Raw genomic sequence first — 15,183 nt, 5'->3', positions numbered from 1 at the left:
GACCAGCAGGCCGCCCGCACCCCGGACGCGCCGGCGCTGATCTTCGAGGACACGACCCTGACGTACGCGCAGTTCGCGTCGCGGGTCGACCGTCTCGCGCGGCACCTCGTCGGACTCGGTGTGGGTCCGGAGAGCCTCGTCGGCGTGTACACCGGCCGGTCCATCGAGATGATGGTCGCGATCTACGCGATCCTGCAGGCCGGGGGAGCGTACGTTCCGCTCGACCCCGAACATCCCGCCGACCGCACCGAGTACGTGCTCGACCTCGCTCGGCCCGTCGTCGTGCTCACCACCGCAGCCGATCGGGGTTCGTTGCCCGCCGCGGCACCGGTGCTCGAGATCGATGCGCCGTCGACGGTCTCCGACGCGCCGCTCACCGACGCCGACCGCGTCGCGCCGCTGCGACCGGACAACACCGCCTACGTCATCTTCACGTCCGGCTCCACCGGTCGCCCGAAGGGTGTTGCGGTGAGCCATCGTTCGGCCGCGAACCAGATCGCGTGGATGCGCGAACGGTACGACCTCGGCGCCGCCGACGCTGCGCTCCACAAGACACCGATCACCTTCGACGCGTCGGTGTGGGAGCTGTTCTACCCCTTGCAGGTCGGGGCACGCCTCGTCGTTGCCGTTCCGGGTGGGCACCGCGACCCCGCCTATCTGGCACGAGTGTCGCGTGAGGAGCGCGTGAGCATCCTCGAATTCGTCCCGTCGATGCTCGCGGTGTTCCTCGCCGACCCGGCGCTGCAGCTTCCCGAGTCGCTGCGCTACCTGTCCGTCGGCGGCGAAGCCCTGCCGGCCGATCTCGCCGCCGACTTCGCCGCACGATCGACGGCGGCGCTCGACAACACCTACGGACCCACCGAAACCACCGTGACCGCAACGGTCCTGCGCGTCGAAGGCGAGCACGCGGGCAGCGTCCCGATCGGCCGTCCGATCCGCAACACCACCGTGCAGGTGCTCGACGCGCGACTCCGCCCGGTGCCGATCGGGGTGCCCGGTGAGCTCTACCTCGGGGGAGTGCAGGTCGCACGCGGCTACCACGCCCGTCCCGACCTCACCGCCGAACGGTTCGTCGCCGCACCTGACGGCGAACGCCTCTACCGCACCGGCGATCTCGTCCGTATCCTGCCCAGTGGTGAGGTGGACTTCCTGGGCCGCACCGACTTCCAGGTCAAGGTGCGCGGTCTGCGCATCGAACTCGGCGAGATCGAGAGCGCCCTGACTGCGCTGCCGGAGATCGCGCAAGCCGTGATGGTCGTGCACGACGGCGACCACGGCCGGCAACTCGTCGGCTACGTCGTCCCGTCCTCAGGCGCGAGTGTCGACATCGAGGCGGCGCGTGCGGCGGTCGGCAGGTCGCTGCCGCGCTACATGGTGCCCGACGTGCTCATGGTGCTCGACGCGTTTCCGCTCAACGCATCCGGCAAGCTCGACCGTCGCGCTCTGCCCGCGCCCCTCGCCGCGATCCGGGAGTTCCGCCCTCCCGTCACCCCTACGGAACAGGCGGTCGCGGCCGCGATCGCCGAGGTGCTCGAGGTGGAGCGGGTCGGTCTCGACGACGACTTCTTCGCGCTCGGCGGCAACTCACTCATCGCGACCCGCGTGATCGCCCGCATCGGTGCCGCGCTCGGCGCGGACATCCCGCTGCGCACGCTGTTCGAACATCCCACCGTCGAAGCGCTCGCCGCCGCGGTGGCCGAGCACGGTGAGCAGGCCGCGCGACCCGCGCTCGTCGCGGGGGAGCGGCCCGAACAGGTGCCGCTGTCGCTCGCCCAGCAGCGGATGTGGTTCCTCAACCGCTTCGATCCCGACTCGGCGGCCTACAACCTGCCGATGGCGATCCGTCTGTCGGGCTCGGTCGACGTCGACCTGCTGCGCATCGCGGTCGCCCACGTCGTCGAGCGACACGAATCGCTGCGCACCGTCTACCCCGACACCCCGGACGGGCCGGTGCAGGTCGTGCTGCCGGCCGCCGACACCGCTCCGGACATCGAGGTCCACACCGTCGCCGGTGGGGACGACGCCCTGCTCGCGGCGGTCGCACCGTTCGCGACCGCCCGTTTCGACGTCACCACCGAGGTGCCGCTGCGGATCGGGCTCTTCGAACTCGGCGCCGACGACTACGTCCTCGCGATGGTCGTCCACCACATCTCCGGCGACGGCTTCTCGATCGCCCCGATGGTGCGCGACCTGCTCGTCGCCTACACCTCGGCCCTCACCGGCTCCGAGCCCGAGTGGGCGCCCCTGCCGGTGCAGTACGCCGACTACGCGCTGTGGCAGCGTCGTGTGCTCGGGTCCGAGGACGATCCCGACTCGCTGGTGTCGCAGCAACTCGACTACTGGCGCGGTGCCCTCGCCGGACTGCCCGACCAACTGTCGCTGCCGACCGACCGCCGGCGGCCCGCCGTGCAGTCCTACGAGGGCGGACGCGTCGAGATCCGCATCGACGCCGACCTCCACGCCCGGCTCGTCGACCTCGCCCAGAGCCGTCACGCCACGCTGTTCATGGCCGTGCACGCCGCCCTGTCGGTGCTGCTCGCGCGACTGTCCGACAGCGACGACATCGCCGTCGGCACACCCATCGCGGGTCGCGGCGAACGTGAACTCGACGACCTGATCGGCATGTTCGTCAACACCCTCGTGCTGCGCACCCGGGTATCCGGCGCCGTCACCTTCGACGACCTGCTCGCCGCCGTCCGCGAATCCGACCTGCGGGCCTTCGCGCACGCCGATGTGCCGTTCGAGCGGCTCGTCGAGGTGCTCAACCCGCAGCGCTCCACCGCGCGGCACCCGCTGTTCCAGGTCGGCTTCTCGTTCCAGAACTTCGAACAGGGCACCCTCGCGCTGCCCGGACTCGACGTCGCCCTCGTCGACCTCGAACACGACACCTCGCAGTTCGACCTGCACTGGATCGTCCAGGACCGCTACGACGAGTCGGGTACACCCACCGGCATCGTCGGCTACCTGACCTATGCGTCGGCCCTGTTCGACGAGTCGACGGCCCGCGGGTTCGTCGATCGGTTCGTCCGGTTGCTCGACAGCATCGTCGCCGAACCCGGCCGTCCCGTCGGTGATCTCGACATCCTCGACACCGTCGAGCGAACGCGAATCCTGCACGAGTGGAACAACACTCGGAACGACGTTCCCGTCGGAACGCTGGTGTCGCTGTTCGACGCGCAGGTCGCGGCCCGGCCGGACGCCGTCGCGCTCGACCACGAGGGCGGCTCCCTCACCTACCGCGAGTTCGACGGACGGGTCAACCGTCTCGCCCGTCACCTGATCGACCTCGGCGTGGGGCCCGAGACGGCGGTTGCGCTGGGGATGCGTCGCTCCGTCGAGTTGCTCGTGGGCATGTACGCCGTCGCGAAGGCCGGCGGCGCGTACGTCCCCCTCGACCCCGATCACCCCCGCGAGCGAATCGACTACATCCTGTCGGTCGCCGACCCCGTCTGCGTGCTGACCGGTCGCGACGACGACTTCGATGCCGGCGGTCGCGCCGTGGTGCACGTCGACGCACCCGAACTCGACGCGCTCGACGACAGCCCGGTGCGTGACACCGAACGTCGTGTTCCGCTCGACCCGCAGCACCTCGCCTACGTCATCTTCACGTCGGGTTCCACTGGACGACCCAAGGGTGTCGCAGTTCCGCATGCGGCGATCGCCAACCAGTTGCTCTGGAAGACAGGGCATTTCGGTCTGTTCCCCGACGACGCCGCGCTGCTGAAGACGGCCGCGACGTTCGACCTGTCGGTGTGGGAGTTCTGGTCGGCACTCGTCTCCGGCGGTCGACTCGTCGTCGCCGCACCCGACGGTCATCGCGACCCGGCCTACCTCGACGCGGTCATACGGCAGAAGTCCGTGACCACTCTGCACGTCGTGCCGTCGATGCTCGAGGCGCTGCTCGACACGGCCGGCGATGCGCTGAGCCCGTCGCTGCGGCGCATCCTCGCGATCGGTGAGGCGCTGCCCTCCGCGCTAGCCCAGCGGTTCCGCTCGCTCCACCCCGACGTCGACCTGGTCAACCTGTACGGGCCGACAGAGGCCGCCGTCTCCGTGACCGCGCACGCGGTGACCGGCGACGACACCGACTCGGTGCCGATCGGCCGCCCGGAGTGGAACACGCGCGTCCACGTCCTCGACGGTCGCCTCCGCCCCGTGCCGGTGGGTGTGACGGGCGAGCTGTATCTCGCGGGCGCCCAACTCGCACGTGGCTACGCCGGACGCCCCGACCTCACCGCCGACCGGTTCGTCGCCGACCCGCTCGGATCCGGCGCGCGCCTCTACCGCACCGGTGACATCGTCGCCTGGAACGAGGACGGCACCCTCGACTACCGCGGCCGCGCCGACTTCCAGGTCAAACTCCGCGGCTTCCGCATCGAACTCGGCGAGATCGACACCGCATTGCGGGCACAGCCGGGTGTGGCGCAGGCCGTGACGGTCGTGCACAGCGACCCGCACACCGGCGACCGGATCGTCGCCTACCTCACCGGCGACGAGTCCCTGCACGCGAACACCGTGAAGGACGCACTCGCACAGAGTCTTCCGAGCTACATGGTGCCGTCGGTCGTCATGATCCTCGACGCGCTGCCGCTCAACGCGAACGGCAAGATCAACCGCAAGGCGCTGCCCGCACCGGAGGTCGCGACGCGCGCGTACCGCGCGCCGTCCACCCCGATCGAAGAGATTGTCGCCGGCATCTACCGCGACCTGCTCGGCGTCGACCGCGTCGGCGCGGACGACGACTTCTTCGAACTCGGCGGCAACTCACTGATCGCCACCCAGGTCATCGCGCGACTCGCCACCGCACTCGACGCGCGCGTCCCGCTGCGCGTGCTGTTCGAGGCACCCACCGTGGCAGCACTGGCCGTGCGGGCCGAGGAACACGCCGGATCCGGTGGCCGCCCGGCACTGCAGACGCAACCGCGACCCGACTCGGTGCCGCTCTCGCTCGCGCAGCAGCGGATGTGGTTCCTCAACCGCCTCGACCCCGACTCCGCCGCGTACAACATCCCGGTCGCCATCCGCCTCACCGGTTCTCTGCACCTCACGGCCCTGGAAGACGCCGTCGCGGATCTGTTCGCGCGCCACGAGATCCTGCGCACCGTCTACCCGGAAGCCGATGGTGTCGGCCATCAGGTCGTGCTGCCCGTCTCCCAAGTGCGCCCGGATGTCACGCCCGTGCCGATCGACGAGGCCGACATCCTGCCCACCGTCGTCGAATTCGTGAACGCCGGATTCGACGTCACGTCCGAGGTACCGGTCCGCACCCGCCTCTACCGGGTCGGCGACGACGAGTACGTGCTCGTCTTCGTCGTGCACCACGTAGCCGCGGACGGCTTCTCGATGGGACCGCTGACCCGCGACGTCATGGTCGCCTACGACGCGCGTCGCCGCGGGGAGGCGCCGTCGTGGTCGCCGCTCGCCGTCCAGTACGCGGATTACGCTCTGTGGCAACGCGAACTGCTCGGATCCGAGGACGATCCGGACAGTCTCGTCGCACGTGAACTGGCCTACTGGACCGAACGACTCGGTGACCTGCCCGAGCCGCTCGAACTGCCGCTCGACCACCCGCGTCCGCCGGTCGCCACCAACCGCGGTGCACGGCACACCTTCCAGATCGACGCCACCACCGTCGGTGCGCTGCAACGCCTCGCAAGCGAACACAACGCGACCACCTTCATGGTCGTGCACGCCGCACTCGCCGTCCTGCTCGCGAAACTCGCCGGCACCCGCGACGTCACCATCGGCACGCCCGTCGCGGGTCGCGGGGAGGCCGAACTCGACGACCTGATCGGCATGTTCGTCAACACCCTCGTGCTGCGCAACGACATCGACCCGGCCCTGCCGTTCACCGAGCTGCTCGCGCAGGTGCGCGACACCGACCTGGGCACCTTCGGCAACGCGGACGTGCCGTTCGAGCGGCTCGTCGAGGTGCTCGATCCGCCCCGCTCGCAGTCGCGAACACCGTTGTTCCAGGTCATGCTCGTCTTCCAGAACATGCAGCAGTCGGTGTTCGAACTCGACGAGCTGACCATCTCCGCGCTCGACACGGACTTCGCCGAAGCTCGGTTCGACCTGCAGTTGACGCTGACCGATTCGCACAACGCAGCAGGAGATCCTTCGGGGTGGACAGCTGAATTCATCTACGCTACCGACCTGTTCGACGGTTCCACGATCGATGCATTCGGAGATCGGTTCCGTCGGATACTCGGTGCCGTCACTGCCGAGCCCGAGGTAGCGGTCGGTGACATCGACATCTTGGAACCCGCCGAACGGGCACTCGTCCAGTGGGACCGTGGCGTCAAACCCCTGCACAGCGAGACTCTCGTCGATCTGTTCGACCGTCAGGTGACGCGGACGCCCGATGCGCCGGCACTGTCGGCCGACGGCGTGACCCTGTCGTACGCGCAGTTCGATGCGCAGGTCAATGCGATGGCCCGGTACCTCGTGTCCCGCGGGGTCGGTCCCGACACCTTGGTCGCCCTGGCGCTGCGTCGATCGGCGAACCTGTTGATCGGTATGTACGCAGTGGCCAAGGCGGGCGGCGCATACGTTCCTGTTGATCCCGATTTGCCGCAGGACCGCAACGACTACGTCCTCGGGACCGCCGACCCACTCCTGGTCCTCTCGACGTCCGGCGACGATTTCGCCACGGACCATGATCTCGAGATCGTTCAGATCGACATCCTCGAGCTCGGAAACTACTCCGAACGGACCGTTTCGGACGCCGACAGGAACGCGCCGCTGCATGTCGAGAACATCGCCTACGTGATTTTCACGTCCGGTTCGACCGGGCGGCCGAAGGGTGTTGCAGTTCCCCACAGTGCGGTCGTTGCTTCATTGTCGTGGCGACAGAATGCCTACGGCCTGGGCGCCGATGACACAGTCCTGCAGAAAACACCGTTCACTTTCGATGCGTCGGTTCGCGAGTTCTGGTGGCCCCTCACATCGGGCGCCCGACTGGTCGTCGCCGCACCTGACGCGCACCGCGATCCTCGACGTCTCATCGAGGCAATTGTCGAGAACCAGGTGACATCTGCACACTTCGTCCCGTCGATGCTCACCGAGCTGGTTGCGTCCGCCGAACCGGGCGAACTCGCCTCCCTCCGCCAGGTGTTCTGCGGTGGAGAAGTCTTCACCCCCAAGCTCGCCGGGGCCTTCCGCACTGTCAACGCCGCGACGGCGCTGTCGAACGAGTACGGTCCGACCGAAGCGGCAGTATCCGTCAGCCGCCACGCAGTCTCTGCCACCGACCTGAATGTAATTCCGATCGGGGCGGCGCAGGGTCCCGTCGGGATGTACGTATTGGACGCGCATCTCCGTCCGGTGCCCGTCGGCGTGACAGGGGAGCTGTACCTCGCCGGAGTTCAGCTTGCCCGCGGCTATGTGGAACGCCCCGATCTGACAGTCGAGCGGTTCGTCGCCGATCCGTTCGGTGGCGACGGCGGTCGGATGTACCGTACCGGTGACCTCGTTCGATGGAATCGGGCATCGGAACTCGAGTACGTCGGACGCTCGGACTTCCAGGTGAAGTTGCGGGGACTTCGCATCGAACTGGGCGAGATCGAGTCGGCGCTTCTCGGTGATGCGACGGTCCGTCAATGCGTGGTCATCGTGCACTCCCACCAAACACTCGGAGACCATCTCGTTGCCTATGTCGTGCCGGAAGACGGCGCGGATATCGATACGGACTCCCTCGCCGTGGCAGTTGCATCGAAGGTTCCCCGCTACATGGTGCCCTCGAGCATCATCGCGCTGCCGAGGATGCCGCTGAACACATCCGGAAAGATCGACCGCCGCGCGCTCCCCGATCCCGTATTCGGTAGCGGCGACTTCCGCGCTCCGACTACGGTTGCAGAAGAGATTGTTGCCGGCGTATTTGCGGAGGTCCTCGGCCTGGAACGAGTCGGTGCCGACGACGACTTCTTCGATCTCGGTGGCAACTCGCTCATCGCCACACGTGTCGCTGCCCGTCTCGGCAACGCATTCGAAGCGCAGATTCCAGTGCGCCTGTTGTTCGAATCCTCGAAGGTCTCCGACCTCGCAGCTGCTGCGGAAAGGCGAAGTGGTTCCGGCAACCGGCCTGCACTCACAGCGAGGACCAGACCCGAACATGTGCCGCTGTCCCTCGCTCAGCGGCGGATGTGGTTCCTCAACCGCTTCGATCCGGCGTCCGCGACCTACAACATTCCGCTGGCGATCCGGTTGTCCGGTGACCTGAACGTGCCGGCACTCCAGCACGCCGTCGAGGACCTTCTCGACCGTCACGAGATCCTGCGCACCGTGTATCCGGAGATCAACGGAATCGGCGTGCAGAGAATCCTGCCGGCATCGGACGTCGACGTGGACCTCTCTCCCATACCGGTGAGTGAGAGCGAGATCCTCGGTCGCCTCGCCGAATTCGTATCCACCGGTTTCGATGTGACGACCGAAGTGCCGCTGGCCGCGCGACTGTACAAACCTGCAGAGAACGAGTTCGTTCTCGTATTCGTCGTGCATCACATCGCAGGTGACGGCTTCTCTGCCGGGCCGCTGACGCGGGATATCATGCTGGCGTACGCAGCTCGGGATCAAGGGACCGTACCCACGTGGTCGCCCCTGGCCGTGCAGTACGCAGATTACGCATTGTGGCAACGTGAGATGTTGGGTTCGGCCGATGACGCGAGCAGTGTCATGGCCGGTCAGATTCGCTTCTGGATCGAGACGCTCACGGGTGCCCCCGAGCAGTTGGAGTTGCCGTGGGACCGGCCTCGGCCGGCGATCGCATCCCACCGCGGCGCGACACACACCATCACGGTCGACCGAACGGTCCACGCCGGGCTGACACGCTTGGCGCGAGAACGCAATGCAACTCTCTTCATGGTGCTTCACTCCGTGTTGGCAGTCGAGCTTGCAGCACTGAGTGGCAGCACCGACATCGTCATCGGCACACCTGTCGCCGGACGTGGCCACGCCGAGCTCGACGATCTCGTCGGCATGTTCGTGAACACTCTCGTACTGCGAACCGAAATCGAACCGAGTGTGCCGTTCCTCGAGTTGCTCGACTCGGTCAAGAGTATCGACCTGAAGGCGTTCTCCCACGCGGACATCCCGTTCGAGTCGCTGGTCGACGTGCTCGCGCCCACTCGATCGCAGTCTCGGAACCCGCTGTTCCAGGTCATGCTGACCCTGCAGAATGCACAGACCACCGACTTCCGTCTCGGTGGAGTCCGCATGTCGCCGGTCGAAGTGCCGCTCGGTCATGCGATGACCGACCTTCAGGTCACAGTGCACGAAACGATATCGGATGCCAACGAGCCCGCAGGTATCGCGATGGCGTGGACGTATGCCACCGACCTGTTCGACGATGCGACGGTCGGCGCGATCGCGCAGCGTTTCCTGCGAATACTCGACGCCGTCGTCACCGACGCAGCAGCGGCGGTCGGTGACTTGCCGTGGATGCTACCTGCGGAGACGGAGAAAGTACGCGCACTCGGTGAGTCTGCGACACGTGAACTCGTGGGGCCGATGACTGTCCCCGAATGGTTCAGCGAAAGCGTAGCGGCAACCCCCGACGCTGCCGCGGTCTCCGCTCAGGACACGACTCTCACCTATCGCGAGTTCTCGAGACGAGTCAATTCTCTTGCTCGGTATCTGATTTCGGTCGGAGTTTCTCCGGACTCCACCGTCGCGGTCGCAATCGGGCGGTCTGTCGATCTCGTGGTGAGCATCTACGCGGTCCTCGCGGCCGGCGGCGCCTACGTGCCCGTGGATCCCGAACAGCCGTCGGAGCGTGTCGGCTACGTTCTCGACATCACCGATCCGGCGGTCGTTCTGACGACTTCTGGAACAGAGTTCCGTACCGATCGTGAAGTGGTTGTGGTCGACACCGTCGATCTTTCCGGCTTCGATTCCGAGCCGTTGGCGGCCGATGAACGTCGCGGAGAGTTGCGGCCGGAGAACGTCGCCTACGTACTGTTCACGTCGGGCTCGACAGGGCGGCCGAAGGGCGTCGCGGTCACGCACGCCGCTGTGGTCAACCAACTTGCCTGGATGCAAGAGCAGTTCGATGTCGGACCCTCCGATGTGGTGTTGCTCAAGACTCCCGCGACCTTCGACGCTTCGGTGTGGGAGTTCATGCTGCCGCTGATCTCCGGTGCCCGCCTCGTGATCGCATCGCACGACGGACACCGCGACCCCGCCTATCTCGCTCGGGCGCTGGTGGACTTCGACATCACGATCGCACAGTTCGTACCGATCGTGCTCGACGCCGTGCTCGATGAGTCGACGGAGCCGACCCCGGCATTGCGAGCGGTGTTCGCCGGCGGAGAAGCATTGTCGTCGGCGACCGTCGAGCGTGCCCGTTCGAAGTTCGGCGCGGACGTGCACAATCTCTACGGCCCAACCGAGGTGACGATTCAGGCGACGCACCGTGAGGCGAGCGCCGACGACGACGTCGTGGTTCCCATCGGTACACCTGTATGGAACACGCACGCGCGTGTTCTGGACGCGCGACTGCGCCCCGTGCCCGTCGGCGTGATGGGCGAACTGTATCTGTCGGGCATCCAGGTCGCGCGTGGATACGAGGGACGTGCGGGACTGACTGCCGAACGTTTCGTGGCCGACCCGGCCGGTGGTACCGGCGAGAGGTTCTACCGCACCGGCGATCTCGTTCGGTGGAACCGCGACGGCGAACTCGAATACGTCGGTCGCAACGACCTGCAGGTCAAACTGCGCGGCCAGCGCCTCGAGATCGGCGAGATCGAAGCGGTGCTGCGCGGCACGGATCGGATCGCGGCAGCAGCGGTCGACGTCCGGTCGGATCAGCTGGTCGGTTACATCGTTCCGGTGGGTGACGTCGACGCGACCCAGCTGCGTGGCGCTCTAGGCGAAGTGCTGCCGTCGTACATGGTTCCGACACAATTCGTCGTGCTGGATTCGTTGCCCCTCAATGCGTCCGGAAAGCTGGATCGGAAGGCGCTACCGGCTCCGGAGCTCGAGGAGCGGGAGTTCCGTGCCCCGGTCACGGAAACCCAACGTGCTGTCGCATCGGTGTTCGCAGACGTACTCGGTGTCGAGCAGGTCGGCCTGGACGACGACTTCTTCGCCCTCGGCGGCAACTCCCTCGTGGCGACCCAGGTCGTGTCCCGTCTCGGAGCGGCCGTCGAGGCGCGGGTCCCGTTGCGTTCGTTGTTCGATGCGCCGACCGTCGAAACTCTCGCTGCGAACCTCGAAGGACGGGCCGGTGCCGGTGCTGTGGTTCCGCTGGTGGCACAAGAACGTCCCGATCAGATTCCGCTCTCACTCGCCCAGCAGCGGATGTGGTTCCTGAACCGGTTCGATCCGGAGTCGGCGGCGTACAACATTCCGTTTGCAATTCGCCTGAGCGGCGACCTCGACATCGAGGCCCTCGAGAGAGCGATGCGGGAAGTGATTTCCCGGCACGAGGTGCTGCGCACGGAGTATCCGGAAGTAGACGGCGTGGGCACCCAGAAGGTGCTTCCTGCAGGTTGGATACCGGCCGGCCTCGAACCTGTTCGGGCGGCTGATGAGGACGAGCTACGACTCCGCGTCACCGAGCTTCTCACCAGTGGTTTCGACGTCACGAACGCGCCGCCGATTCGTGGTGCACTACTGCGGATCGACGAGGACGAACACGTCCTTGCGCTGGTTGTGCACCACATCGCTGCCGATGGGGTTTCGATCGGACTGTTGGCGCGGGACGTCGTCGTTGCCTACACCGCTCGCATCGCAGGGCAAGCTCCCGCATGGCCACCGCTCGAGGTGCAGTATGCGGACTTCGCACTGTGGCAACGTGCCGTGCTCGGTGACGAATCCGATCCGGACTCGATGATATCCCGACAACTCGATTACTGGACCGGGTTCCTTGCGGATCTGCCGGACGCATTGGATCTTCCTACCGATCGGCCACGCCCGGCGACTCGGGGCGGGTTGGGCGCACGCGTCGATTTCACGGTCCCGCCGGAAGTCGTGGCTCGCGTCAGGCAGCTCGCCGCCGCGCAGCACGCTACTCCGTTCATGGTGGTGCACACGGCCTTGGCGGTGCTGCTGGCCCGATTGTCAGGTACCGCCGATATTGCGATCGGCACTCCGGTGGCCGGTCGTGGTGAGCGCGCGCTGGATGACCTGGTCGGGATGTTCGTCAATACTCTGGTGTTGCGGACCGAGGTCGACCCGAGCTCGTCTTTCCGTGAGTTGATGACGGCCACGACCCGGGCGGATCTCGAGGCGTTCGCGCATGCGGATGTACCGTTTGAGAAATTGGTGGACCGGATCAACCCGGTACGGTCCCAGTCGTTCTCTCCATTGTTCCAGGTGATGCTGGCCTTCCAGAACTACACCCAGTCTGCAGTCGAAATCCCCGGACTTTCCCTCTCGGCGTTGGAATTCGATCGCAAGTCCGCGCAGTTCGATTTGTCCTTCAGTCTTGCCGAGACGCCGGGCGGTGACGGGTACCTCGGTCAGATCGACTACGCCACAGACATTTTCGATGCAGACACCGTCGATCTGATGGCGGAGCGCCTGGTCCGGCTTCTCTCGACGACGACCGCCGATCCGGATCTCTTCATCGGTGATGTGGACGTAATGGAGGATGCCGAGCGGCACCGCATCCTGACAGAGTGGAACGACACCGCGGTACCGGTAACCGATGCTCTCCTGCTCGACGGGTTCACCACTCAGGCGCAGCGCACGCCGCACGCACCGGCAGTTGTGTTCGGCGACGATGTCCTCGAGTACGGCGAGTTCGACCGCCGTGTCGAGGCGTTCGCCGGATACCTTGTCGAACGTGGGGTGGGGCCGGAAGTGCTGGTTGGCGTCTGCATGAGTCGGTCGCCGAACATGCTGGTCGCGATCTATGCGATCCTGCGTGCAGGTGGGGGATATCTACCGATCGATCCGGAACATCCGCTCGACCGGACGGCGTACGTCCTCGAGACCGCAGCACCGTTGCTGACTCTCACCACGGCAACGGATGGAGCTTCGCTTCCGGCGTCTGCAGTCGCGGTGGACGTCGAGACGATCGATCTCGATGCGCACGACGTGAGCTCGGTTCTCCCGGTTGCGCCGCACCCGGACAACACGGCGTACGTCATCTTCACGTCGGGATCGACGGGGCGACCGAAGGGCGTCACCGTCTCGCACCGATCGGTCGTCAATCAGATCGCGTGGATGGCGGAACGGTACGGCCTGGGTCCGGGAGATACCGCGCTTCACAAGACACCGATCACGTTCGATGCCAGCGTGTGGGAGCTGTTCTACCCGCTGCAGGTGGGTGCGCGTCTCGTGATCGCGGAGCCCGGCGGCCACCGGGACCCGGAGTATCTGGTGCAGGTCGCACGTCGGTGGGATGTGTGCATCATGGAGTTCGTCCCATCGATGCTGGCGTTGTTCGTTGCGGACGAAGGACTCGAGCTTCCGTCGTCGCTGCGGTATCTTTCGGCGGGCGGTGAGGCGCTCTCGCCGGATCTCGTTGCACGTGTCGCGTCGCGTTCGGATGCGGTACTGGACAACACCTACGGCCCGACCGAGGTGACTGTGACGTCTACGGCGTTCCGATGTGTGGGCACGGAATCCGTGTCGGTTCCGATCGGTGTACCGCTCCGCGGTGTCCGTGCCTACGTGCTCGACGGACGTCTGAACCCGGTCCCGGTCGGAGTGCAGGGCGAGTTGTACCTGTCGGGCGTCCAGGTGGCGCGCGGGTACATCGGACGAGCCGACCTGACGGCCGAGCGCTTCGTCGCGGACCCGTTCACGACGGGAGGTGGCCGGCTCTACCGCACCGGTGACAGGGTTCGGTGGAACGCCGACGGCATGCTGGAGTACCTCGGCCGCACCGACTTCCAGGTCAAGGTGCGCGGTCTGCGGATCGAACTCGGGGAGATCGAGACTGCTCTGACGGGCCTGCCCGAGATCGGACAGGCAGCCGTCGTGGTGCACGAAGGTGAATTCGGTCCGCAGTTGGTGGCCTATGTTGTTCCTGCTGCGGGCACAACCGTCGAACTCGACAGCGTTCGTGACGCACTGGGAGCATCCCTTCCCCGGTACATGGTCCCGGCGCAGTTCCTCGTTCTGGATGCGCTACCGCTCAATGCGTCCGGGAAGCTCGATCGCAGGGCGTTGCCGGAGCCCGAACTCGCGGCTCGCGAGTTCCGGGCGCCGGTCACCGATGTCGAGCAGATCGTGGCGTCGGTGTTCGCCGAGGTGCTCGGTGTCGAGCAGGTGGGCCTGGACGACGACTTCTTCGGACTCGGTGGCAATTCGTTGGTGGCCACCAGGCTCGTCTCCCGGTTGAACGCGGAACTCCCCACGCGAGTACCTCTGCAGTGGCTGTTCCGGGAACCCGGCGTCGAAGGACTCGCGGCGCTCATCGATCGTGAAAGTGCCGGTGACGTCGAAGAGTCCGTGGCCCCGGTCCTGCCGATCCGGACCCGGGGTGCAGGTACGCCGCTGTTCTTCGTCCACCCGATCGTCGGATTGTCGTGGTGTTACACCGCCCTCGCGCGTCAGCTCGATCACGACGCACCCGTCTACGGTCTGCAGACCCCGGCCGTCACCGAGGACGACTTCGAGCCCGCCACCCTCGACGAACTCGCGGCGCGCTACGTCGATGAACTGCGGGCCGCGCAGCCCGAGGGGCCGTATCGGTTGTTCGGCTGGTCGCTCGGCGGCGTGATCGCCCACGCGATGGCCGTTCGTCTGCAGGCGGAGGGGGAGCGTGTCGACACGTTGGTGATGCTCGACAGCGTCGCCGGCAACGGTGCACGGACCGGCGAGTCGAGCGATGTGTCGATGAGCGAGCTGCTCGCCGGATTCGGACTCGACGATGCAGACGCAGCCGGCGCTGAGGACATCGACGACCTCGTCACGTCCGTCGCCTCACTTACGGGCAACACCGAGGACGACACGAGACGTGTGATGACCAGGCTGGTCGCGGCGGCACAGCGGAACTCCGAGCTGATGGCGGGCCATCGGCCGGGGACATACGACGGCGACATCGTCTACTTCACCGCCGCAGCCGACGACCCGACCGGAACACGCGGAGCGTCCGGCTGGAACGCGGCCGTGACGGGTGCCGTCGACAACCATCAGGTGCCGGCGACGCACTGGCAGATGACCTCACCCGATGCGCTCGACGTCATCGTGCCCGTGCTCGACGCGGTGCTCTCCGAGCGGGAGAGCTGA

The 15,183-nt window shown here is 66.5% G+C and carries 1 protein-coding gene (cut by a window edge); it reads left to right on the top strand.

Translation table 11 applies throughout. The annotated features are described in order from the left end of the window. Positions 1 to 15,183: the final stretch of a non-ribosomal peptide synthase/polyketide synthase gene (locus QR64_RS13955; RefSeq protein WP_039585608.1), read on the top strand. It extends 15,378 nt beyond the left edge of the window; the window shows 15,183 of its 30,561 coding nt (coding positions 15,379-30,561); the start codon falls outside the window, past its left edge; its stop codon occupies positions 15,181 to 15,183.

The organism is Rhodococcus sp. Chr-9 (genome assembly GCF_000801125.1).
Lineage (GTDB): Bacteria > Actinomycetota > Actinomycetes > Mycobacteriales > Mycobacteriaceae > Rhodococcus > Rhodococcus pyridinivorans.
Note: the sequence above shows the minus strand (reverse complement) of the source record. Positions and strands in the feature narration are given on the sequence as shown.